Origin of the sequence: Paenibacillus roseus (assembly GCF_016424485.1) — a bacterium.
Taxonomy (GTDB): Bacteria; Bacillota; Bacilli; order Paenibacillales; family Paenibacillaceae; genus Paenibacillus_D; species Paenibacillus_D roseus.
The window spans coordinates 37826-61534 of the sequence record NZ_JAELUP010000005.1 but is presented as its reverse complement, the minus strand read 5'-3'; the positions used below and the strand labels follow the sequence as shown (position 1 = coordinate 61534).

Annotated in this window: 20 protein-coding genes; 18 read left to right on the top strand and 2 right to left on the bottom strand. The window is 47.3% G+C overall.

Features of this window, described 5'->3' with window-relative positions; genetic code table 11:
• Window positions 1-9: 9 nt before the first annotated feature.
• The 18 genes from JFN88_RS02365 to JFN88_RS02280 all read left to right on the top strand — a co-directional run bounded on the left by JFN88_RS02365 (window position 10) and on the right by JFN88_RS02280 (window position 19894).
• Complete coding sequence (locus tag JFN88_RS02365; RefSeq protein ID WP_199017688.1) at window positions 10-915, top strand: ABC transporter permease; 906 nt, start codon at window positions 10-12, stop codon at window positions 913-915.
• Window positions 916-931: 16 nt separating this feature from the next.
• On the top strand, window positions 932-2758 hold the full coding sequence (locus tag JFN88_RS02360) for an oligopeptide ABC transporter substrate-binding protein (protein ID WP_379165780.1): 1827 nt from the start codon (window positions 932-934) through the stop codon (window positions 2756-2758).
• 151 nt (window positions 2759-2909) lie between these two features.
• Window positions 2910-3395, top strand: coding sequence for a small multi-drug export protein (locus tag JFN88_RS02355; protein WP_199017687.1), 486 nt, complete (start codon window positions 2910-2912; stop codon window positions 3393-3395).
• The gene (locus JFN88_RS02350) at window positions 3392-4141 is read left to right on the top strand and encodes a hypothetical protein (protein ID WP_199017686.1); all 750 of its coding nucleotides are present in this window, start codon (window positions 3392-3394) and stop codon (window positions 4139-4141) included. The genes JFN88_RS02355 and JFN88_RS02350 overlap by 4 nt, the downstream gene beginning before the upstream one ends.
• A 7-nt stretch (window positions 4142-4148) precedes the next feature.
• Entirely contained in the window at window positions 4149-4565 is a 417-nt protein-coding gene (locus JFN88_RS02345) for a GntR family transcriptional regulator (protein ID WP_332908421.1), read from the top strand.
• A complete protein-coding gene (locus tag JFN88_RS02340; protein ID WP_199017685.1) occupies window positions 4562-5434 on the top strand; it encodes an ATP-binding cassette domain-containing protein in 873 nt (290 codons plus the stop codon). Before JFN88_RS02345 ends, JFN88_RS02340 begins: the two co-directional genes overlap by 4 nt.
• A 710-nt stretch (window positions 5435-6144) precedes the next feature.
• Complete coding sequence (locus tag JFN88_RS02335; RefSeq protein ID WP_199017684.1) at window positions 6145-6438, top strand: CD3324 family protein; 294 nt, start codon at window positions 6145-6147, stop codon at window positions 6436-6438.
• Window positions 6439-6630: 192 nt separating this feature from the next.
• Window positions 6631-7413, top strand: coding sequence for an alpha/beta hydrolase (locus JFN88_RS02330; protein ID WP_199017683.1), 783 nt, complete (start codon window positions 6631-6633; stop codon window positions 7411-7413).
• 186 nt (window positions 7414-7599) lie between these two features.
• A complete protein-coding gene (locus tag JFN88_RS02325) occupies window positions 7600-8079 on the top strand; it encodes a DUF6530 family protein (protein WP_199017682.1) in 480 nt (159 codons plus the stop codon).
• A 115-nt stretch (window positions 8080-8194) separates the two neighbouring features.
• Window positions 8195-8554, top strand: a complete 360-nt coding sequence (locus JFN88_RS02320) for a GIY-YIG nuclease family protein (protein ID WP_199017681.1) — start codon at window positions 8195-8197, stop codon at window positions 8552-8554.
• 380 nt (window positions 8555-8934) lie between these two features.
• Window positions 8935-10206 carry an ATP-binding protein gene (locus tag JFN88_RS02315; RefSeq protein ID WP_199017680.1) on the top strand — a complete coding sequence of 424 codons (1272 nt, stop codon included), beginning with the start codon at window positions 8935-8937 and terminating at the stop codon, window positions 10204-10206.
• A gap of 325 nt (window positions 10207-10531) precedes the next feature.
• On the top strand, window positions 10532-11737 hold the full coding sequence (locus tag JFN88_RS02310; RefSeq protein ID WP_199017679.1) for a GntR family transcriptional regulator: 1206 nt from the start codon (window positions 10532-10534) through the stop codon (window positions 11735-11737).
• A 234-nt stretch (window positions 11738-11971) separates the two neighbouring features.
• Window positions 11972-13462 carry a beta/gamma crystallin-related protein gene (locus JFN88_RS02305; protein ID WP_199017678.1) on the top strand — a complete coding sequence of 497 codons (1491 nt, stop codon included), beginning with the start codon at window positions 11972-11974 and terminating at the stop codon, window positions 13460-13462.
• A gap of 118 nt (window positions 13463-13580) precedes the next feature.
• Window positions 13581-15533, top strand: a complete 1953-nt coding sequence (locus JFN88_RS02300; protein ID WP_233167344.1) for an ABC transporter substrate-binding protein — start codon at window positions 13581-13583, stop codon at window positions 15531-15533.
• A 109-nt stretch (window positions 15534-15642) separates the two neighbouring features.
• The gene (locus JFN88_RS02295; protein ID WP_199017677.1) at window positions 15643-16641 is read left to right on the top strand and encodes an ABC transporter permease; all 999 of its coding nucleotides are present in this window, start codon (window positions 15643-15645) and stop codon (window positions 16639-16641) included.
• A gap of 3 nt (window positions 16642-16644) precedes the next feature.
• Window positions 16645-17790 carry an ABC transporter permease gene (locus tag JFN88_RS02290; RefSeq protein WP_199017676.1) on the top strand — a complete coding sequence of 382 codons (1146 nt, stop codon included), beginning with the start codon at window positions 16645-16647 and terminating at the stop codon, window positions 17788-17790.
• Between the two features lie 32 nt (window positions 17791-17822).
• Window positions 17823-18866 (top strand): ABC transporter ATP-binding protein, encoded by a 1044-nt coding sequence (locus JFN88_RS02285; RefSeq protein WP_199017675.1) that lies wholly within the window; start codon window positions 17823-17825, stop codon window positions 18864-18866.
• Entirely contained in the window at window positions 18863-19894 is a 1032-nt protein-coding gene (locus JFN88_RS02280; protein WP_199017674.1) for an ABC transporter ATP-binding protein, read from the top strand. Before JFN88_RS02285 ends, JFN88_RS02280 begins: the two co-directional genes overlap by 4 nt.
• Before the next feature lie 118 nt (window positions 19895-20012).
• Here the strand turns inward: JFN88_RS02280 and JFN88_RS02275 are convergent, their stop codons facing one another.
• Together JFN88_RS02275 and JFN88_RS02270 are read right to left on the bottom strand one after the other, a co-directional pair.
• The gene (locus JFN88_RS02275; protein WP_199017673.1) at window positions 20013-21362 is read right to left on the bottom strand and encodes a lytic polysaccharide monooxygenase; all 1350 of its coding nucleotides are present in this window, start codon (window positions 21360-21362) and stop codon (window positions 20013-20015) included.
• Between the two features lie 571 nt (window positions 21363-21933).
• The gene (locus JFN88_RS02270; protein WP_199017672.1) at window positions 21934-23703 is read right to left on the bottom strand and encodes a sensor histidine kinase; all 1770 of its coding nucleotides are present in this window, start codon (window positions 23701-23703) and stop codon (window positions 21934-21936) included.
• Window positions 23704-23709: the final 6 nt, after the last annotated feature.

The following is a 23709-nucleotide window of genomic DNA, read 5'->3' as shown; positions in this document are numbered from 1 at the left end:
GTGAAGGAAATGGGTAAGGCGAACAATGTGCCGCCTCAGCCGCAGAAATTCGAAAAGAGCCCGTCAGGGCTGTCAATTCTGTGGCGGGAAATTGTGAGAGACAAAGTGGCGCTTATATCTTTAATATTCATCGGCCTGATTGTTGTTGCCGTGTACGGAATTTCGCTGGTGCTGGATCAGAAACAAATTGTTACGGTCGATTTGTTCTCCTTGTACCAGAAGCCGTCCGCCCAGTTTTGGCTGGGTACCGACTACGGCGGCCGCGATGTATTCGGGCAGTTGATCATTGGCACAAGAAACTCTCTGAGCATTGGGATCATTGTAACGCTGATGACCGGATTCATCGGCATTTTGCTGGGGCTGGTTTCCGGTTATTATGGGGGCACAATAGACAATATATTAATGCGGATTCTGGATTTCTTCATGATTTTGCCTGCGATTATGATCATTATTGCTTTTGTTACAGCGGTGCCAAAATACAATGTTGTTTCGTTCTCGCTTATTATGACGGCGTTTCTCTGGATGGGGATTGCCAGAATGATCCGTTCCAAGGCGCTTCAGGAGAGGGAACTGGAGTATGTCCACGCATCCAAAACTTTGGGTTCCTCCGACTTCAAAATTATGTTCACCCAGGTGCTTCCGAACTTGAGCTCGATTATTATCGTCTCGATGACGCTGAACCTGGCTGCGAATATCGGTCTTGAATCCGGATTGTCGTTCCTTGGCTTCGGATTCCCTGAGAGCACGCCAAGCCTGGGCACATTGGTGAGTTATGCAAGAAACCCGCAAACTCTTGAATTCAGATGGTGGATCTGGTTACCTGCATCAGTGCTGATTCTGGTATTGATGTTGAGTATAAATAATGTCGGACAAGCATTAAAGCGTGCGACGGATGCAAGACAAAGAAAAGGATAAAAGGGAGGAAAAGTAATTGAAAAAGTCTTTTTTGTCGATTTTAACTCTGATGCTGGCTTTGACTGTAGTGCTTGCAGCCTGCAGCTCTGACAAAGGCAACAACACGCCATCAAATGGCGGAAGTAATGGCGGAAACAATGGCGGCGAAGCGACCAAGCCTGCTGAAGACGGCCTTTACAACATCAAGGATTTCAAAAATGTAAAGACGAATGAAGGGGAACCGATCAAAGGCGGTTCTATCACTTACGGTCTCGTATCGGATACGCCGTTTGAAGGCATTCTGAACTTCAACTTCTATGGCGGGAACCCGGATTCCAAAGTGCTTCAGTGGTTCGATGAGTCGCTCCTTACTTGGGACGCCAATTACGTCTACACCAATGACGGCGCGGCAACCTATGAGGTTTCGGAGGACGGACGCACCTTTACGTTCACCATTCGCGACAATGTTAACTGGCAGGATGGCAAGCCGGTAACAGCGGAGGACTGGGAGTTCGCGTATGAGGTAATTGGTCATAAAGATTATAATGGCCCACGCTATGGTCAGGACTTCACTAATGTTGAAGGCATGACCGAGTACCATGATGGCAAAGCGGAGAAAATTTCCGGTATCAAGGTACTAAGCGACAAAAAATTGCAAATTACGTTTATCAAGTCCAACCCTTCTTTGCTGACGGGCGGAATCTGGAACTATCCGCTGGCGAAGCATATCTTCGGCAATATGGAAGTGGCCAAGATGTCTGCTTCCAAAGAAGTTCGCGAAAAGCCGATCGGCTATGGAGCGTTCAAAGTCGAAAGTATCGTACCGGGTGAATCGGTTGTATTTGTGAAAAACACGGACTACTGGCGCGGCGAGCCTAACCTGGACAAGGTGACCCTGAAAGTTATCAACCCGACTACAATTGTACAGCAGCTTGAGACTGGCGCAGTTGATTTGATCAGTGACTTCCCGATTGAACAGTTCCCGGACAATGCTAAAATGTCCAACGTGGAATACTTGGGCATGATTGACCGTGCGTACACGTACATTGGCTTCAAGCTTGGTTCATGGGATAAGGAAAAGAATGCTGTCGTACCAAACCCTAACGCAAAAATGGCGGATGTAAACCTGCGTAAAGCGATGGCTCTGGCTGTTGACAATGACCAGGTCGGCAAACGCTTCTACCATGGTCTGCGCTGGAATGCGACTACATTGATTCCGCCGTCTCATCCGGAGTTCCACGACGATTCCAATCCTGGATTCGTCTATAACCCTGAAGAGGCAAATCGCATCCTGGATGAAGCAGGCTACAAGAAAGATGGCGAATTCCGTACGAATCCGGACGGAAGCGAACTGGTGATCAACTTCATTTCCATGACAGGTTCAGACATTGCGGAGCCGCTTTCCCGTTACTATGTTCAATCCTGGGCAGCTATTGGCTTGAATGTCAACCTGGAAATGATTGAATTCAATACGTTCTACGACCGCGTCGGCAGCAAGGGCGAGGATGATCCTAAAGTCGATGTGTACCAGGCCGCTTGGAATGTCGGCATCGACGTAAATCCGCAAAACCTGTATGGACGCGAAGCCTTGTTCAACTTCTCCAGATATGCAAGCGAGAAAAATGATGAGCTGCTGACAAAAGGGATGTCTGCGGAAGCATTCGACCTGAACGTACGCAAGGAAACCTACAATGAATGGCAACAGCTGATGGTAGAGGAAGTGCCAGTGTTCCCTACCCTGTACCGTGCAGCGGTAGTTCCGGTTAACAAACGAATTCTGAACTACGCAATCGGCGATGGTACAAATCTGTACCTGAACCAATTGGCTGTATCGCAAGATAAGGCGTTTGTAGCAACAAAATAATTGTTTATAGTGAAAGTGGCTCCGGTGCAGACCGAGAGCCATTTTTTTCTGCGCTGGACTCCAACAGGGATTGACAATTGCATTAGTGTGATATACTGTATATATACATATAAACACATTAACACCTAAATCGTTCGAAGGAGGCACTTATGTGATTACAGAGTATTTAAAAGAGTGGACATATCTCGCAGTGTTTTTTCTGGCTGCGCTGCCTTGGCTTGAATCCGCCGTTGTTGTGACACTTGGTATTGCATTCGGATTAAACCCCGTTGCAGTCAGTATTGCCGCTTTTCTAGGAAACTGGTTGGTCATGCTGCTGGTTGTTTTTGCTTTTGACAGGTATCAGCAGTGGCGGGCAAAAAGACGGCGCGGGAGGGGAGAAACGAAAAAGGAGGGCAAAAGCCGAGAGCTTGCGCATCGTATTTTTGTCAAATACGGGCTCCCGGGTTTGGCAATAGTCGGACCGCTGCTTATCGGCACGGAGATCGCTGCGGCATTTGCGATGATGTTCAAGGCCCCGCGCAGAGCGGTTACGTTCTGGCTGACAGCCGGGCTGCTGGTTACGACTGTTCTTGCAGCAGTTGCAGCTTATTACGGATTTGACTTCCTGGGCATTACTTCGGGTGGAGATGCATGAGTGTGAATGATATGCGTTACGCGTTGGTAATGGCCTTGAATGAATTGAAGCCCCGGTTGTATGCGCTGCTGTTGACGGTGCTGTTCTCGGCAATGCTAGGTTATATTTGCGGCAAGTCGGTTGCAACTGCAATTGAAGGGAGAATGGCGATTGCCGATCTCTATACAACGTTTTATCCGGATCTGGTGCTTTTGGCGATGCTGCCTACACTGGGGGCGCTCTCTGTCTCCAAGGAGTATTTGAGCTGGAGCATGCTTGCAGATGAACCGTTTTTGAAAAGACTCAGCTTTTACCGGATGTGGCCGATCCCTGTTAAAGTCGTAGCCTGGAGCCGCATGTTTCATATGCTGATTTGCTTTGCAGCTACAATGACCGCATTTTTATACATGTTCGTCCAGGTGAGCTGGCCGGCGTTTTCTGAGCTTATCAACATTTGGCAATATATTGTTTATTTGCTGATGTGGGTTGGATACGCACTAGCAATCAATGGTATCCATCCGTTTTTTGAATTCGGTGCGAAAGGTACTACTCTTGCTGTGGTGGCAATGGTCATCATTGTGCTGATGGTTGGGCTCGTTTCCTTGCTGCATTACGCTCTGGGCAAGCCGATTTATGTGAGCATGATTGAGGCCGTGCAGCACAGTCTGGTCTTGCCTTCGGTTATATCCATTCTGGTCGGACTTATTGGGGTCGGGGTGTTCCAGCAGTCCTTGACGAGACGTCTGCTCAAGCGGGATTTCTCATAGAAAGGAGGTGTCGGAGATTCAACTGCCAATCCAAATCTCTGAGCATAGCAGGGAGCCCATCTATCATCAGATTGAACAACAACTGATCTCCTTTATTGTTAGCGGCCAGCTAAAGCCAGGGATGCCGCTGCCTTCCATACGTGCGCTCGCCAGCGATTTATCCTGCAGCGTGATTACAGTGAACCGGGCTTATCAAAATTTGGAGCAGCGCAAATTCATACAAACCGTTCAGGGTAAAGGGACATTCGTAGCCGATGTTCAAGCGGAAGAAAAGCAGCATGTCGCCGATGAAAGTCTGTATCAGGCTTTTCGCACCGCCGTAGAAATGAGTCTCCGGCTGCAAAATGACGAGGCGAAGACACGGGAAACTTTTGAAAAAGTACTCTTGGAGCTTATGAAGGAAAGGGGAACAAAGGGGCGATGAACAGCGGAATTCCGTTACATATCAAGCAACTGGTCAAGCAACAGGATGATATTCATCTTGGACCGATCGATCTGGAGCTTGAGCCGAACATGACCTATGCGCTTCTCGGTCCGAACAGCTCAGGCAAGAGTACATTGTTGAAATGCTGCATGAACCTGATGAAGCCTGCTTCAGGCATCATCGAAATATACGGGAGAAGCTATCCTCAAGATGAACATAGAATCAAACAACTGATTGCCTTTGCTCCCGATCCGCTCGAAGGCTGCGAGCTCTTTACCCTGGGCCAGATGGGGGACATGATTGCCCCGTGGTATGCTTCCTGGGAGCGCAGTCATTTTCTGAGACGGGCGGAGCAGTTCAAAGTTCCCTTAGACAAACGCTACGAAAAAATGTCCCAGGGAGAGCGAAAAAAGGTCGCGCTGACGCTGGCATTAAGTACGCAAGCGCCTGTATTGCTGCTGGACGAACCGACCAACGGTCTCGATATTAATAGCCGCAATCGATTCAAGGAAATGCTGGTAGAGGATGCGGAACGGATTGAACGGACGGTGCTGATGACAACCCATGCAATCGAAGATATTCGACAGTTTGCCGATCAGATTCTTTTGCTTAAGAATGGGAGGATTGAAGGACCGTTGGAAAAGGATAGGCTAATCCAATCCTGGCGCCGGGTATGGCTGTCTGCTGACAAACTGCCTGATCTGTCTGTGATCCCGGGCGTTGTGGAATATAACGGCTATCCCTATCCTCATCTCATTACCCGGAATTGGCAGGAGACGCTTGATAGCCTGAATGCCAACCAGATTCCGATTGTCAGGGACCAACCGCTGTCGCTGGATGAACTGATGGAACGGCTATTGAACGAATAATCCATATGCAAGAGAGGGGATTTACAGTGAATAAAACAGTTGGTAAAGTTGCCATGGTAATTGGATTGATTATCGTTTTGCTGCTGGTCAAAAAATTCCTCCTTCCGGGCGGGCTGATTGGATTATTCAAGAACTTATTTAACATATAAAATGAGGACTCAACCTAAAAATCAGTGCTTGCCAGACAGGAGAGAGCAGCGAAGGGGCAAAGGAATTCTGGAGAAGCGACAGCGGTCGCCTTTTAAGCCCGATTCCCCCTGCAAACGCTCATCAAATGAAGGAATCGGGCTTTAACAGCGATCGGAAGAATCCTTTGCCACGCAGCGTTCCCCCCTCGCTAGTGGTCAAGCACTGATTTTGGTTTTGAGCCTAACCTAAAATGAGAATGCAAAATTGATTTAGAACTGTTTTTTACCTATCTTTGCTTGGGGTCCGTATTTATAATAAGTATGTAAAAATTAAAAAAATCCCCATTATATCGTATAATTGGAGGTAGACGTTGATGGAATACAGTCAAGAGGATTTTAAAGAAAGGTGGGTTCGATCGATGTGGAAATTAAAAATTCGCTCTATGCAAAGTCTATTGGTGAACAACGGCGGTTGTTTGTATAGAGCACAGGTGTAGTAACCGCTTTAAATAAAGAATCACGGATGTTCATAAGATAGACTTTGCTTCCTTGAAGATTATAAAATCTAAGGAGCGAGCTATCATGAAATATGTGAACGCAGATGTTATTTTTCCCGAAGAATTGCTGAAGGAAATTCAAAAGTATATACATGGTGGAATGGTCTACATCCCCAAGCCTGAAGGGACGCGCAAGTCCTGGGGCGAGAATTCGGGGAGCAGGGTCTACCTGCAGGAGCGAAATCTCGATATCCGCCGTAAATATGCGGAAGGATCGACTATTGTCCAACTGGCAGAGCAATTCTGTCTGTCAAGCGATAGTATTAAGAAAATCATTTATACGAAAAAAGTAAATGCAACAAGGTCACTCCGGAGTTGAATCCGGCTGTGGCTTTTTGTTTTGCCTCTGGGACAACGCATTTAAATTGGAAGTTGAAGTCGCGATTGAGGCATTCCAGTTGTTAGGGTTGATCTTTTTTCGTACAATAAATTTGGCTCAACCACTAATTTTGGTTTTGAGCCATAAATTTCGTACGACAAAATAGATGTATTCAAGCAGGAGGTGGCTGCAATGGCTCTTATACAGTGCAATTATTTTGCAGAGACACTTGGACTCTCTGTTACTATGAATGTCATTTTGCCCGTTCCCGGCTATAATCAAGCCAAGCAGAGCGGCAAACTGGGGGATAAAAGTAAATTTCCTACGCTCTACCTGCTGCACGGATTATCGGACGACCATACGATATGGCAGAGAGCAACGTCAATTGAACGTGATGTCAGCGGGATGAACTTGGCTGTCATCATGCCGACCGTCTATCGCGGCTTCTATACCGATATGAAGCATGGACATAACTACTGGACGTTTATTAGCGAGGAATTGCCTCACATTGCAGAATCCTTGTTTCCTTTGTCTGACCGCCGGGAAGAACGCTTTGCCGCGGGACTTTCGATGGGAGGGTACGGCGCATTCAAATTGGGGCTTAGGCATCCGGAACGGTTTGCAGCTGTTGCCAGTCTATCGGGCGCAATGGATATTTTAACTTTGGCTGACGAGGGGAGACCGCTTGGTCAAACCGAATATAACCTTATTTTTGGTTCCCAGGACGAGGCAAAGGGCAGCGACAATGATCTGTTCGAATTGGCGTCGAGGTTGAAGCGCAGCGATGCACCTGTTCCAAAGCTTTTTCAATGCTGCGGTACAGAAGATTTCTTGTATGCTGACAACCAGCGCTTCCTGGCCCATGTCCAAAATATAGGTCTTGAGGTCACTTATGAAGAAGAGGCTGGAAAACACGATTGGCGCTATTGGGATGCCAAAATAAAGCGTGTGCTTGAATGGCTGCCGTTGACCTAACGTAATCATTCATAATGCTCCCTACCCTCAATTGACAAACGAGGGAGGGGAGGTTATGATTAGATTCATATTTACTAAATTACTAAATAACTGAATTACTAAATCACTAAATCTCTATATTAACCTATGCTTCCTGCAAATAAGTGATCCGCAAATTGCTATATCATCGACTTGGAGTGTGAAAAAATGAAAATTCCTACAACTTTGAAACATAAACCTGTTATCATCTCAGAAAATTATGAACGGGTTGACGGCCGTTATGCCGGCAATTCCGATGCCAAAGGTCTGTCTCTAGGTTTGGCGCAGTGGAATGACCGGGGCAAGGTAGATATCTCAGCCAAGGTATGGAGATATACAGGGGAGAAGTGGTCCAGACAGTCAGAGGAGCTGCCTATGCATCGCGTGCTTGACCTTGCAATTCTGATTTGCCGGAGCAGCTTGTATTTCCAGGAGGCGTACCGTTTCCCGAAGATGTATGATCCAGAGCATTCGACGATTGACCGCGTAGGGCTGCAGGGAGACGCGATGACCGTATCCGTGTGCGACGAGAATCCGATGATTGATCAGGATATTAAGCTGTTTGCCCAGGCGCTTAGTGACGATAGCGAGATGATCGGGGAACGGCTGAAAGTGTTGTCCCGTGTACTCAAAGAGATGGGATATTAAAGGCCGAAGAGGCAAATTGGAGGAGACATCGGCCGCGGCGGTTCAAGGCTATACAATGGGTTCAACGATATCTGTGATAGTGGCTTCCACAAGTTAGTGGGAAGGAGAATCAGACATGGATAAAAACAGGCGCAAAGAATTGCAGGAAGCATACAAGCAGCTTAAAACCTATATGGGCGTGATTCAAGTGACGAATAAGGTGAGCGGCAAAATTTTTGTGGACACTTATCCGAACTTGAAAAACAAATGGTCGACGATCCAGGCGTCATTGGATATGGGACAGTTCCCAAACCTGGAGTTGCAAAAGGAATGGAAGGAGCTTGGAGCCGAAAGTTTCAGCTATGAGGTGCTGGAGCAGAAGGAAGCCGATGACATATCCGATATGCGCTGGGAGCTGAAGCAATTGAAGAAGCGGTGGTTTGAAAAATTGCAGCCATTCGGGGACAAAGGCTACAACCGGCCGTTAACGAGATAGGATGCATCACGAAGTTTATAGCAGTTTACAGGCCAAGACCCTTTTGCTATTGGGAGCAAAGGGGGATTGGTCTTTTTTTATATAAGCAAGGCTCCCCTTTAAAGCTTGATCTCCCAGCAAGTTGCAGCGACTATAAAGAGAAAGAATTAAATCCAATATTTACATAATTTTTATGGTAAAAGTTTCGGACAATAATAGCTTCAAGCTGGATTCAGGATATCGAATCAAAGAATCGGAAGCAGATATGGGTACAAAGTACCTGGAGGAAACACATGGAACCTGTCGAAATAACAGGTATGATTGTTGAGGAGGTGATAGGAAGTCCCATATTAGACAGCATGAATGGCTGATTGCATCCAAAAATGAACAGGGGGTCGTACATGATAAAAGAGTTGCTTTTAGAATTATTTATTATTATTTTTTTGATTATATTTTATCAATTTTTGATTTTAATCCATGTCTCGAGCAACTGGAAATGTCAGATTAAGCTTGGTTTGTTTTGCGGGCTGGCGATGAATTCCTCTATGCTGTTTCGGGCTGAGGTTTTCGCTGACTTCAGCAGCGAACCTATTCTGATCCCGGTTATCATCTCCTTGTTGTACGGTGGCATTGTATCTCTCGGGATAGCCCTGCTTTTCTTTTACACCGGACGTTATATTATTGGAGGCAGCAGCCCGGATGCGGCGCTGATTGTGATTTTTATCGTCGTATGCGTCGTTTCGCTAGCTCGTTCGGGGTTCATGAGATGGCAGCCGTATCAGCGCTTGCTCATTGCACTGGGACTGGTCGTGATGGCCGAGTACATTTCCCGCATGTACCAGGCGGCCCTCCAAAGTCGGGAGGGATTGTTAGGAGCGTTCACTTTCTCGCCCAACCTGGCGCTCTACCTTGTCGCAATGACGCTCATCGTGCTTTTTATGGAAATGGTCATCAAGTCCAAGCAGTCACAGGAGCAAATGCTGGCCAGCGAAAAAATGAGCGCGGCAGGACAGCTTGCATCGGCCTTTGCACATGAGCTTCGATCTCCTTTAACGGTGGTGAGGGGCTATCTCCAACTGGCGCTGCGCGGCCTGGAAGGGGAAGACAAGCGATTTATTCATCTTTCAATGTCCGAACTGAACCATGCTGAATACGTCATTCATGATTTTCTCAATTTCGCGCGGCCGCAAGTAGAGAAAGTCGAGGATGTTCTCATATGCGATGTACTCGCTCAAATTCAGGAGTCCATGTCTCCGCTGGTTGTGTTGCATGAGGTGGACTTGAATATGGAATGTGAAGAGAATTTGTGGATTCGGGCAGATCAACTGAAAGTCAGGCAGGCGTTGTCGCGTATCATTGAGAACGCCATTGAAGCTGCCGGAGGGGGGCAGGTGCGAATTAAGGGCTACCGCGAATCGGAATATATCTGCTTGTCCATATGCGACAACGGGAAAGGAATGTCCAAGAAGGAGCTTGAGAAGCTGGGCACGCCATTTTACTCGACAAAGTGGAAAGGTACAGGCCTTGGGCTCACCGTATCCTTCCGGATTATACAAGCAATCTTTGGACATTGGAGCTATATGAGCAAGAAGGGCAAGGGGACGAAGACTATCGTCAGGCTTCCGCCACGGCCCGCAGCGGAAGCGCCCTGCGCGGAAAGCTCAATATTGTAGCACAAGAGCAGATGTTGCCCGGCCCATGTCCTTCATGCCAGGAAGCTTTCTAATAGAGCGGTCTTCTCTCCAAGAGGACTGCTTTTTGTGATACTCACAAGTCTGATGAAACGAGGAATAACACGGTATCTGTAAGTTATGTTAGTGCCATAAATCAATCGTCTTTGTGAATTATTTCAGGTAAAAAAAAGATGGGGCTTGTAAAACCAATTTTAGCCAAGTAAAATTATGACTGAAAACCAGAGTGCCAGGTAAAACAACAACCAGTGACATAGATATTGAGTTTTATATGGACACTAGATTCAGACAGGAGTGAATGCTTGCAATGAAGTCCGGGCACAGCAAGACAGGGCGTAAGCCGCTGCTCTATGTACAGATGGCAGAAAAAGTGTTGGAAGAGATCAAGAAGCGGAATTTGCAACCGCATGATCCGGTCCCTTCTGAAGCTGAACTTGCCAAGATTTATTCAGTCAGCCGTATGACGGCTAAACTCGCTTTGCAGATTCTGGAGAAGGAAGGAATCGTGTACCGGCTGGAGCGCAGAGGAACGTTTATGTCAGCGGACTTTGTGCAAGAGGAGGTCAATAAGTCGGTAGTACAGCCTGCAGTTGCTCCCCAGAAACAGGCGAAGCGAAGAATTGCCATGATATTTCCGAATTTGGATGATTACACAGCGAGAATAATCGCAGCCGCGGAGCAGGAAGCGCGAAAGGCCAATTGCCATCTGCTCGTTCGCATTTCCACGGGCACAGAAGACGAAACGGAATGTCTTCAGGAGTTGTACAATGATCATGTGGATGGTATTATTTTGTATCCGCGCGGGAGAATGAAGTGCAGTGAGAAGGTGCTGGAGTTGAACCTGATGAACTACCCGCTCGTCATCATTGACCGTATTTTCCGTGAGCTGCGTATTGATTGCGTCTATCATGATCACTATCAGGGAGCCTACAATCTAACGAAATACTTGATTGGTAGAGGACATTTTGAAATCGGTTATGTTTCGATATCCTTTGATGGCGTGACCAGCAGGGAGGATCGATACAAAGGATATATGCAAGCAATGCTGGACCACAACCTGTCCGTGAACAGCAACAATATTTTTCTGCATTGCACGGAAGACTTTATGAGCAATTTGAATGCGCCCAACCCTCAGCTGGAAACCTTTCTTGGCAACAATCCTTTGCTTACAGCGGTTGTATGCATGGATGACTATTTGGCGACCTCGTGCCTTTATACAGCCCTGCATATGAAAAAATCCGTGCCCGAGGATTTGTCCATCATCGGATTTTCTGATATCCAGCTCTCTAGCCTGTTGCCCATTCCTCTCACTACGGCCAGACAAATTACCGAACAACTTGGACAGGCAGCTGTCAATCTGGTATGCAAACGAATGGAGAATTCGAGGGAGGGCGCCATTACGATCAAGGTAAATACGTCCATTATAGAACGAAGTTCGGTACATACGATCAGCAGAAATCTTGATAGTCAACTGGTATCTGATTTCCGGTCGGGGCAGCTTCACCAATCATAAGTTCCTATAGATTCTCTTCTCTGATATCGAACAAAATAAAAATTTAATTGCTTTTGCTGTTGTATATGTCAATGACATACATTATTCTTTAATATATGGTTCTGGCATGGTTTGGAAACGAGTGGCGGACCATATTTGAAAGCGTTATCAAAATTAAGGGGGTTTCGTAAATCCGTATTATTAAAAATTTGTCTCTGCAAGGCGCAACCCAAATTGAAAATAAGGAGTCTGAGTATGAGAAAAACTAAGTTATGGGTACTCGTCGCTCTCTTTGCAATGCTGTCGACTTCATTTGCCTTGGCAGGGCCTAAGGCGGTTCAAGCTAATCCTTTACCAGTAACCGTTTACAAGGATGCGGATTTTACGGGAACTTCGCAAAGTTTTGACGTAGGTTCTTATAATGTGGATGTGCTGAGTTCGGGTGTGGGAAATGATGATATCACCTCCGTCCGGGTAGCTCTGGGGTATCGGGTAACGCTATACAAGAATGCAGATTATTCTGGAGAAAGTTATGTGCTCAGGTCAGACATATCAAATTTAGGATATTTTAACGATGAGACCTCCAGCCTTAAGGTTGAACGGATCGGCGGTCCTGTCATTGCTTATGCAGACTCGCCGTATGGCGGTGCAGAACAGCAGTTTGATGTAGGGCAATACAACACGAATGCCCTTAATGCAGGCGTAGGCAACGACAAGATGTCCGCGATCCGGATTCGGCCTGGCTACAAGGTGACCCTGTATAAGGATCAGAACTTTCAAGGGGCATCAAGGGTACTAACGGCGGACAAGATGTATCTTGACGATTTTAATGATGTTGTTTCCAGTTTGAAAGTGGAGACTGTTTCGCCAATAGATTCAACAAGTGTTGCGGTCCCGGGCAATACATACAGCAACACAGCCAAACGCCAAATCTTGCAAACATTTGCTCCACGGATCTGGTTTGCGCAAGGCGAAGTGTACTTCCCTTCATCTGTCGAATACACCTTCCCTTATATGGACCGTTATGTGAATCCGAGTTCTGGCGCATATGAGTTGAAGACCAAGACTGCGCTTAATCCATACAATCTGAAGCTGCCTTATTTCACAGGCGATTTGGCGAACGCGCCAATCTATGCATTCTGGGTAGAGAAGGAATACGATAACGTGGATCTGGTCTACTACCAGTTCAGTCCTTACGATTTGGGCAAGACGGTTCTTGGCACAGAGGTCGGCAGTCATGTGGGCGACTGGGAGCGGATCACGGTCCGGATGGCAAAATTTGAAGACAATAACACCCGATATATGAAGCCGGTTCAAGTCTTGTACGGCGCTCATTCATTCAGCACGGTATACAACTGGAGCGAGGTCAATAAGATCAATGGCACGCATCCTGTAGCTTACTCCGCCTTCGGCTCGCATGGCATGTGGAAGGACCAGGGAAACCATGTTTACATGAATCTGGTAGTTGTGCAACTGACTGACGTGGCGAATCAAGGAACTGCCTGGGATACATGGAACAACATTCAGGCGTTCGAATATTATCCGAATCAGGCGAAAGGCATTGGACTAGGCAATTCATTCCCGGCATGGCTCGAGAGAAACTACTGGCCTTGGGAAAATGGCGGCGCTATCTACCGTTTCGGAAATCCGGGCCAAGGCAGTTATTTTGGACAGCCTTTGCTAGCTGACGGACCTGTCGGGCCGCAAGAAAAAAGCGCTCTGCGCGATGATGTTGTGCTGGATTAGAACAAGTATAGGCTGAAAGCAACCGAATCATTGTTTTAGATGGAATGATTTGAGGGGGTGAGGCCAGGCAAGTCAATAGAGAAATCTCTTATGGAAATTCAATTGTGGAGGGGTTCGCTTGAAGAGAAATAAAAAATTTATCCTGCTTTTCGTCGTGATGGCCTTGATTATTGCAGGGTGCAGCAACAACGCTGCGCCAAAAGAAGTTGAAAAACCTAAAGATGAGGACAAAAAGGTAGAGACGCCAAAGTCTGATGCCAAAGAGGCGCCAATGCTTGAAGCGTTGGTTAAGGCTGGCACATTGCCGGCGCTGGAGCAGCGTCTGCCGGTACAAGCAGACATCATGATTGAACAAGTGACCGATGAGATTGGGACGTACGGCGGCGACTGGAAAATGCCATGGACGGGTCCCGGCGACAAATGGGGCATCGGAATGGCAACTGAGGAAGCGCTTTTCCGTTTCACCAAAGAAGGAGACAAGGTTGAGCCTAACGTAGCCAAAGGCTATGAAGTCAATGAAGACTCCACCGTATTCACGATTCATCTTCGTGAAGGAATGAAATGGTCCGATGGCGTACCATTCACAGCAGACGATGTATTGTTCTACTGGGAGCATATGCTGACGAAGGAAACCTTCGGTAAGAAAATCTACGACGCTTACTATTCTGTCGATCCTGCGACAGGCGATCGGGCACTGGCTGAAGTGAAAAAGGTGAATGACTATACCTTTACCGTGACTCATAAATATCCAAGCGTACAGTTTCTGGAGCGTGTAGCTATTGATAACAAATGGTTCTTCGCACCGGCTCACTTCCACAAGGAGATTCTCCCTGAATTGGTTGGAGATGCGAAAACGCTGGAAATTACGAAACAATGGGGCTATGAGGACCCTAAAGTATTCCTGGTTGAAACCGGGTACTACGACTGGATTCATTATCAAATTCCGACGCTCAGAGCCTGGGTTCCAAAGACCGATGCGAACGGCGATCAGTTCGTAATGGAGCGCAACCCTTACTTCTGGAAAACGGATGCGGATGGCAAACAGCTTCCTTATATCGACCGCATTGTTGCGACAAAGATTCAGGACCCGAGCCAAAAGCTGCTTGGTACACTGGCCGGTGATTTCAATCTGGTTACCTTTGAATCCAGAGACTTCACCGTATTGAAGGAAAACGAGAAGAAGGGCGACTTCCGTGTCATTCCTTGGACACAGCCAACTTGGTCCAGTGCTGCAGTTCAGTTGAACCAGACGACGCCTGACCCGAATTTGCGCAAGCTGTTCCAGGATATTCGTTTCAGAGAAGCGCTTTCCATCGGGGTTGACCGTGTGGAAATTTCCGAGATCGTAACCAATGGTCTGGCTGAACCAATCCAGGCATCCGTACCGGAAGGAGTTGTCGGATATCAGGAAGGCTGGGCGAAGCAATGGGCAGAATTCGATCCTCAGCGCGCCAATCAGATTCTGGATGAGCTTGGTCTGACCAAGCGTGACAAAGACAATTTCCGCCTGTTCCCTGACGGTTCGGATTTGACACTGGAAATCGTTGAGGGCAGCCCGGATAATGCAGCATTTTTGGAACTGTTGAAGAAATATTACGAGGATTTGGGAATTAAATTGAACACCAAGGTTGTGGACCAAGGTACACAGTTCGATCTGAAATATGCGAACAAAATTGCGATGCATACTGAAAATATTTCGGTGGCGAATCTGGCCTTCCGTCCCGATGCGCTCGTACCACTCCGTGTTATTACGCCATGGTTTGGACATTATGGATTGTACAGCTCCTCCGGAGGCAAAGAGGGAGTTAAGCCGGAAGGCGACGTTGCCTTGATTCTCGAGCTGTGGGATAAGATCAAAGGCAGCAAAAGCAAAGAAGAAATCAACCAATACAGTGATGAAATTATGAAGCTTCACATGAAGAACCAGTGGGTAATCGGTTACGCTGGTCCGACGCCGATGCTGATTGCGGCATCCAACAAGATTCGCAACATTCCGACCGATGTGGTATGGGCGGATGAATATCGCACACTTGGTCATGGACATCCGTCACAATACTTTATTGAGCAGTAACTCTGAAACATGAGTCATGGCAATAGGGGGAACCTTATCCCCCTATTGTTTCCTTATTTTGCGCTGAGCGTTCGCGCTTTTATTTGTTCCAGAGAGGATAGGATATGAGATGCTTCAATATATAATAAAAAGAATCCTGTTAGTGATCCCTGTTGTCATCTTGATCTCTTTTATCGTCTTCTATATCATCCAGCTTCCGCCAGGCGATTATGTATCCAGCTACTCGGCCAAAATGTCGGCGGCAGGCGAAGTGATGACACAGGCAGAGATGGATGAGATGAGGGCCAATCTGGGCCTGGATCGTCCAGTATACGAACAATATTTTGTATGGATGAAGAAAATTATTTTGCATGGTGACTTTGGCTTTTCGTTTAATTTCAATAAGCCGGTAATTGACGTCGTCGGTCAGTATATAGTTCTGACGCTTGTCGTATCACTTGTCACTATGCTATTCCAATATGCAGTTGCAATCCCGATCGGAATCTATACGGCTGTCAAGCAATATTCCGCAGGAGATTATTTTTTCTCCGGACTGAGTTTTATCGGAATGGCGACACCGAACTTTTTGCTCGCGATTATTTTAATGTATCTGTCATATAATTGGTTTGGAGATCCACTACTAGGATTATTTTCAAGCGAATATGTTAATGCTCCATGGTCTATGGCAAAGGTATTCGACCTGATGAAGCATATGATCATTCCGGTCATCGTTATCGGACTGTCGAGTACGGCCGACTTGGTCCGTATTATGCGGGGACAAATGCTGGATGAGTTGAACAAACCGAGCGTGGTCACTGCCAGAGCGAAGGGTTTGTCCGAGATGAGCATTTTGTTCAAATACCCGACACGAGCTGCACTCAACCCGATTGTCAGCACGCTCGGATGGTCGCTTTCTTCCATTTTTACAGGCGCGACAATTACAGCTATCGTGTTGAACTTGCCGATTCAAGGGCCGGTTATGTATAATGCGTTGCTTGGACAGGATATGTATCTTGCCGGTTCCTGGTTGCTGTTTATGGCGCTCTTGACCGTAATCGGAACCTTGATTTCCGATATCCTGCTTGCATGGCTCGATCCAAAAATCCGTACAGAGTTCAGAGGTAACTAACCGATGAGAACATTACCTGTATTCAGAAGACAAAAACCCGAAGTTTTCAATACGGCAAAGACCAAAGATGCCAATTACAGCTCGCAATGGCGGCTTATCTATCTTCGATTCAAGAAGCACAAGCTGGCGCGCGCCAGCCTGGTCATTCTGGCATTGCTGTACGCTGCTGCTATATTCGCTCAATTTATCGCCCCGTACGGGCTGCAAAGCTACGATAGCAAATATGTCAATGCACCACCTATGGGGTTGAAATTGATAGATGCGGATGGCAAGTTTCACTTCAAGCCGTTCGTGTACGGGCTTAAATCCGAGCGCGACCCGGAGACCATGCGTAAAATATTCGTAGCGGATACCGATAAGCGTTATCCGATACAATTTTTTGTAAAGGGAGAGGAATACAAGTTTCTGGGCTTGATCCCAACTTCTCTGCACCTGATGGGAGTCGAGGAGCCTGGACGTATCTTCCTGCTCGGCACGGATGGCATGGGCAGAGACATGTTCTCCCGTATCGTGCTGGGTAGTCAGGTTTCGCTTAGTATTCCGCTCGTCGGAGTCGGAATCAGCTTTATAATCGGCTTGTTCATCGGAGGTATCTCCGGTTATTTCGGCGGCTGGCTGGATTCCGCCATTCAGCGTTTAATTGAGATTATTCGTTCTTTCCCGACGCTCCCGTTGTGGATGGCCTTGTCGGCGGCTATTCCACCCCGCATTCCGGTCGTTACGATGTATCTGTACATCGTCATTATCTTCGCCTTCATCGGCTGGACCGATCTGGCAAGGGTTGTAAGGGGTAAATTCATTGCGTTGAAGAACGAGGATTACGTAATTGCGGCCAAAATTGCCGGTGTGAGCGACGCCAAAATTATTATCAAGCATCTGCTGCCAGGCTTTATCAGCTATCTGGTCGTTGCGACAACCTTGGCAATCCCAGGAATGATTTTGGCTGAGACTGCGATGAGTTTCCTTGGACTTGGTATCCGCTCGCCGGCGACAAGCTGGGGGGTACTGCTTCAGGAAGCTCAGAAGATTGAGAACGTTGCGCTGTACCCGTGGAAGCTCTTCCCGCTCGGAATCGTTATTTTGACTGTATTGACTTATAACTTCCTGGGAGACGGCCTGCGCGATGCAGCGGACCCATATAAGAAATAATGAATTTATTACAAGGCAAGCGAGGGGATAGGATGACCACTCAGGCAGCTCGCACGGAGCAACCGCTACTATCCGTTCAAGACCTTAAAATCCGCATTGAGACGGATAACGGAGTCATGCAAGCAGTGGACGGTGTAGATTTTAACATTTATAAAGGGAAAACATTGGGGCTGGTCGGTGAGTCTGGATGTGGCAAAAGCCTTACCAGCAGGTCGATTATCAGCATCAACCCCAAGGAATGCGAGACGACAGGAAGCGCTGTGTACCATTCCGAGTCGGAGAAAGCATTGCACAATTTGGATCTGTTGTCCCTTCCTCCGACGGGGAAGAGAATTCGCTCCATTCGCGGTCGGAAGATCGCGATGATCTTCCAAGAGCCGATGACAGCATTCTCGCCGATGTACACGATCGGCAATCAGATTATGGAAGCCATTCTGATTCATCGGACCAAGGATAAGAAGAAAGCGAAGAAGATTGCGCTTGAAATGCTGGCCAAGGTCGGTATTTCCGATCAGGAGAAGCGGTTTGACCAGTACCCCCATGAGTTCTCCGGCGGGATGCGACAGCGGGCAATGATCTCAATGGCCTTGTCCTGCAACCCGGAGCTGCTCATTGCGGATGAGCCGACGACGGCGCTTGACGTTACAATTCAGGCTCAGGTGTTGGAACTCATGCGTGAGCTTCAGAAGGAACTGGGCATGGCGATTTTGCTCGTGACCCACGATTTGGGTATTATTGCTAAAATGTGCGATGAAGTAGCCGTCATGTATCTTGGCAAAATCGTCGAGCAGGCACCGGTAAAGGAGATTTTCTATAATCCGAAGCACCCGTACACCAAAGGGCTGCTCAAGTCGATGCCAAGGCTTGGCGGGAACAAGAGCAAGCGCCTGGATTCCATCGAAGGCGCGGTTCCGATGCCGATCGGTCTGCCTCCAATGTGCGGCTTCTATGACCGCTGCAAGGATCGAATTGAAGGCGTATGCAATACCAAGGCTGTGCCGAAAACCCATATCTCTGATCAACATTCCGTCAGATGCTTCCTGTATGAGGATCAGAGTGAAGGAGAATCACAATGACCAAGAAAATACTAAGTGTCTCCAATATAAATAAATATTTTCAAGTCAAATCCAAAACGGCCTTGTTCCGCAAGCCTGCTTCTGTGCGCGTGCTTAATGATATTTCCTTTGAGCTGATTGAAGGGGAGACCTTGAGCATTGTAGGAGAGTCCGGCTGCGGCAAGACAACGCTCGGGCGCTGCCTTGTCAGAGGGATGGATGCCTCTTCCGGGCATGTCTACTATCATACCGAGAATGGGGAGCAGATTGACTTCCTGGAGCTCAAGGGCAAGAAAGCCAAGCCGTATCGAAGGAATGTCCAGATGATTTTCCAAGATCCGTATTCCTCGCTAAGTCCGAGGATGAGTGTCTTTGACATTATTGCCGAACCGCTAATTGCCAATTTCAAGTTGAGCAGAGCCGAAATAGAGCAGAAGGTTATGGAAATTGCTGAGAAGACTGGATTGAACGTCAACTACTTGCAGCGTTACCCCCATGCCTTCTCTGGCGGACAGAGACAGAGGATTGCCATCGCTCGGGCACTCATTATGCACCCGAGGCTGATCGTCTGCGACGAAGCCGTGTCGGCGCTGGATGTATCCATCCAGGCACAGATTATTAACCTGCTTAAGGATTTGCAGGAGCAGCTTCAGATCACTTATATATTTATCTCTCATGATCTCTCGATTGTACAAAATATCTCTGACCGGGTAGCGGTCATGCATCTGGGCAAAATTGTCGAGCTGGCGGCAACGGAATCCCTCTTCGGCAGCCCTAAGCATCCGTACACAGAAGCGCTTATGTCTGCTGTGCCGCAACCGGACCCGGAGCTGAATAAGAGTCGTATTATTCTCCAAGGAGAAATGCCGAATCCTGCCAACCCGCCAAGCGGCTGTCACTTCCATCCGCGCTGCGCTTATAAGACAGAGAAGTGCGTCCGGGAGGCGCCGGAGCTTCGCCAGGTGGGGGAGAATCATTACACTGCCTGCCACTACGGAGAAGAATTGAATCTGCAGGGTGTCCATGACGAGACGGCAAGCGTGATTTAATTCGGAGTGCTGTGACGGATTCAATATTAAGAAGTTAGCCCTCCTTCTTCTGCCGCAGGCAGAGCAAGGAGGGCTAACCTAATTTGACCTCTTAATATTCAAACAGGCCGGACAGCGCTTATTTCTTCAGCCAAAGTGCTGGAGTTGCGGTAGGCTCCCAGCCTACAAGGGAGGTATGGGCCTGTCTGCACTCATAGACAGAACCATTATAGGTTACAAGTGCTCCAACAGCGTAATACGTGTTCGGCGCCCATGCAGGTGTAGTCGAAGCAGAAGCAGTAGTGCCGGATACGGTACTGGCCGTGGATTGATTGCCTGCTGCGTCAATTGCGCGTACACTGAACGTATAGGTTGTGCTTGGATTAAGTCCTGTTACTGTATAGCTGGTCGTTGTGCCGGATACAGTGGTGACAAGGGTCGAACCGCGGTAAATTTGGTAACCTGTCACGCCGACATTATCCGTAGAAGCATTCCACTTCAGTTGGATACTGTTGGATGTAGGCGCTCCCAAAACTTGCAATCCGCCCGGCGCTGTAGGCGCTTGAGTGTCCGGTGTGGATGAAGAAAGCGTCGTCACACTGACTGTGTTGCTATTGGAAGATACATTGCCGGCAGCATCCGAAGCTTTGACATTAAAGCTGTAGGTCGTATTGGGCGACAGTCCGGTAACGTTGTAACTTAGCGTGGAGCCTGACACAGTGCCGATCTGATTGGAGCCTTGGAAAATCTGGTACCCGTTTACCCCGACATTATCTGTGGAGGCGTTCCATGAAAGGGATACGCTATTTGTTGTTACATTTGAGCTTGTCAGGGAAGACGGAGCAGTAGGCGCCTGTGTGTCAGTAGGGTTGGAGCCGGAGAAATTGACGTCAATTACATTATAGAAAGCGTTTGCTGTATCAAAGATTTCCCATACAGCAAGAATGACATGGTATCCACTGCGGGACGGAACATTACAATTGCTTGTATAGGTTGAAGGGGGCTGCGTTGCGTTGTAATTGTCAGTACAGAACGGAGTGAGGTCAAACGAGTTGCGAGTCAGAGCAGCATTCGGATTCCAGTTGGTTTTAGTAATATAGTACTTCCAGTTAGCCGTTCTATGATTGGCTGTAAATTTCCATGTAAAGGAGTTTTGTCCGGAGGACAGGTTCACCTTAGCCCAGCGGGTAGCTGACTGCTGGTCAAGCTCAGGGAATGCTCCATTGGCACTTGCAATCTTTCCATCTGCAGGTCCTGCAGCAGGGAAGCCCTTAGGCGCTTCAAGACTTTGAGGCTCATAAACAATTGAACCGCAGTTTGTATTTTGACCGGATTTACAGAGTGCTGCGCGGCTCGCCGGCCCTTCAACGTAACCGTGGGCGGAAGTTGTGCTTGGGGCAATTACAAAAAGAGTTGAAACCAGCGCCATAATAAGCGAAAGAGCAAAAAACTTTTTGACACCCGATTGAGGCAATTGAATGGTGGTCATGTGATATTCCTCCTTGGTTTTGTAAGATGACTTGAAGCGAATGCTTGTGCTAAAACCTGTTCGTCTTAATTCATAGAACAACCTCCCTTTGCAGGTTGGATTTATATAAACTCAAAAAGAGCTTATACACAGATCAGGAATGAAGAATAAGAACGGATTGCTGAAACCGTGAGAAAGAAGGAAAAATTTAAAGTAGGTATGGGCTTGTTTCATATAAGCAGGATATAAGGCGGGCGAATAAAAAGAGGAATAAACCAAGAAAGCGTGTCTTGCAGCAGTCTGAATCTCGTATTACTAAATCTATTATAGCATAAAAAAAGGAAATGTTGTCAACCGGAAATGCCTAAAATTAAATTTTTTTATCAATTAAAAGATTGAAATACGCAATATAATGATTCTTTCAAGCAAAAGATAGATAGCTTGCCTATCATGTCTATTAAAAACAGGCATCACAGACATCATTTGAATGGATTCCGTGAATAGCGGCAGCAGTCAGTAGGTAACATTGTCTAAGAAAACAAACGGCAGCTTGAGGACGGCTATAACGTCCGAAGCTGCCGTTTGTCGAATTTTACTCCGACTTTGCTATAACGCCCTTTTGCGGCAGGCGAATTTGTACCGTGGTTCCAATGCCGGGGCGGCTGAATACCTTCACTCCGTAGTTTTCACCAAATTTCAGTTTTATTCTGCGATTGACATTCATAATACCATAGCCCCTCCCGGGCCGCTCCAGCAGCAGCGACTCTACTGTCTGCCGGCTCATGCCTACCCCGTCATCAATGACGGACAATACGATATCATCCCCTTCGAGGACACCCTTGATATGAATATTCAGGCTATTATCTTGATCCCATAAGGCGTGAACGATGGAGTTTTCAACAAAAGGCTGCAAGGTCAGCTTCACCGTTGAGTGTGGAAGTATCGTCTCGTCCACGGAATAGGTAATGTTTAACTGCCCTTCAAAGCGTGTCATCTGGATGGCAACGTAGCTCTGGGTAAGCTTGAGTTCCTCTTGAATCGTAAGGATGCTTTTGCCCTTATTTAGCGAAATCCGATAAAACTTCGCCAGATTGATGACCATACTCTGAATGCGCGGATCATTATGTTTCATTGCAAGCGAGGACACAGAGCCTAGCGTATTGTAGAGAAAATGCGGGTTAATCTGAGCCTGCAGCAGCTCCAGTTCCGCCTCTTTACCGGAAATTTCCTTCTGATACACCTCAGTAATGAGATTTTTCAGACGCATCGTCATTTGCTCGAAGGCAAAATGAAGCTGTCCGATTTCGTCGCTCCCCAAGTTGCGGTGTCCGGCAGGGCTAAAATCCCCCCGTTCGACACGGCGGACCATCTTGATTAATATCGTAATGCGTTTGCTGAACAGCAGCGCGGTAATATAGATCAGCAGCAGTGCAATCGCAATAAAAGCAAGCGAAATCGTCAAAATCAAATTGGCAAATGACCGCGCCTCCTGTACGATCCGCTCATACGGGAATACCGATACGGTCTTCCAGCCGTTTTTGACCGAATTGGAGACAGCTATCGCTTTCTCTCCTTTATACAGGGCATCAAACCTTCCCGCAGGCAGCCCGTCTTGATTCAGGTTGAGCAATTTTGGCAGGCTGGTATTCAGCAACTGCTTGTCGGCTGCGGACAAAATGACGCCGTCCTCATTCACGATGAAAATATCCTTGTCATCTGCTTCCTTTTCCATAAGGGAGTAGATGACCGATTCCGATATACGGAACACGAGAATACCGTAAGGATACTGAATTCTGTTATTATTCAGATACCTGGCCATCGTGAACATGGCGGGACTACCCTTCGTCTGCGGGGAGGACAGGTAAACAAGGTTGCCGTGAGAATTATTTAGCAGGCGGAACAGTTCGGATTTTTTATCCGCATCGGTTATTGGCCAGACATAGTAATGGTCTTTCGGCAGCGATGCATTATCTGAATAAATAAATACTTCGTCAAAATCCATATAAGCGGTTTTAATCGTATCAATGCTGTTGCCGATGAACCCGTAAGCCTCCAGGTAGGAGGGATTGTCATCGTAATCCTCAGTCAGGTAACCGGACAGCCGGTTATCCAGATAAATGGCTGCGGAAATCCGATCGTAACTGTCCAGCTTATTTTCCAGATTTTTATTAATTTGCGCTGTAGAGGTTACCATATTGATATAAATCTGTTCCGTCAGCTTGGACTTTGTCAAATCAAATGAAAAGTAGACGAACAGCAGCATCGGAATGATGGTGACCAGGACGAACACGACAAACATTTTGGAGCGAAAGCTCAAATTAACAAAGGGTGCATACACCCATTTCTGGTATAGATATCGCATGGCGGC

Bases quoted from the DNA above. Each gene is read 5' to 3' on its own strand.
- JFN88_RS02270 (WP_199017672.1), bottom strand. From the start codon at position 23,703: ATGCGATATCTATACCAGAAATGGGTGTATGCACCCTTTGTTAATTTG.
- JFN88_RS02290 (WP_199017676.1), top strand. From the start codon at position 16,645: ATGAGAACATTACCTGTATTCAGAAGACAAAAACCCGAAGTTTTCAAT.
- JFN88_RS02325 (WP_199017682.1), top strand. From the start codon at position 7,600: ATGAAAATTCCTACAACTTTGAAACATAAACCTGTTATCATCTCAGAA.
- JFN88_RS02320 (WP_199017681.1), top strand. From the start codon at position 8,195: ATGGATAAAAACAGGCGCAAAGAATTGCAGGAAGCATACAAGCAGCTT.
- JFN88_RS02365 (WP_199017688.1), top strand. From the start codon at position 10: ATGGGTAAGGCGAACAATGTGCCGCCTCAGCCGCAGAAATTCGAAAAG.
- JFN88_RS02315 (WP_199017680.1), top strand. From the start codon at position 8,935: ATGATAAAAGAGTTGCTTTTAGAATTATTTATTATTATTTTTTTGATT.
- JFN88_RS02340 (WP_199017685.1), top strand. From the start codon at position 4,562: ATGAACAGCGGAATTCCGTTACATATCAAGCAACTGGTCAAGCAACAG.
- JFN88_RS02280 (WP_199017674.1), top strand. From the start codon at position 18,863: ATGACCAAGAAAATACTAAGTGTCTCCAATATAAATAAATATTTTCAA.
- JFN88_RS02275 (WP_199017673.1), bottom strand. From the start codon at position 21,362: ATGACCACCATTCAATTGCCTCAATCGGGTGTCAAAAAGTTTTTTGCT.
- JFN88_RS02330 (WP_199017683.1), top strand. From the start codon at position 6,631: ATGGCTCTTATACAGTGCAATTATTTTGCAGAGACACTTGGACTCTCT.
- JFN88_RS02310 (WP_199017679.1), top strand. From the start codon at position 10,532: ATGAAGTCCGGGCACAGCAAGACAGGGCGTAAGCCGCTGCTCTATGTA.
- JFN88_RS02305 (WP_199017678.1), top strand. From the start codon at position 11,972: ATGAGAAAAACTAAGTTATGGGTACTCGTCGCTCTCTTTGCAATGCTG.
- JFN88_RS02335 (WP_199017684.1), top strand. From the start codon at position 6,145: ATGAAATATGTGAACGCAGATGTTATTTTTCCCGAAGAATTGCTGAAG.
- JFN88_RS02285 (WP_199017675.1), top strand. From the start codon at position 17,823: ATGACCACTCAGGCAGCTCGCACGGAGCAACCGCTACTATCCGTTCAA.
- JFN88_RS02350 (WP_199017686.1), top strand. From the start codon at position 3,392: ATGAGTGTGAATGATATGCGTTACGCGTTGGTAATGGCCTTGAATGAA.
- JFN88_RS02295 (WP_199017677.1), top strand. From the start codon at position 15,643: ATGCTTCAATATATAATAAAAAGAATCCTGTTAGTGATCCCTGTTGTC.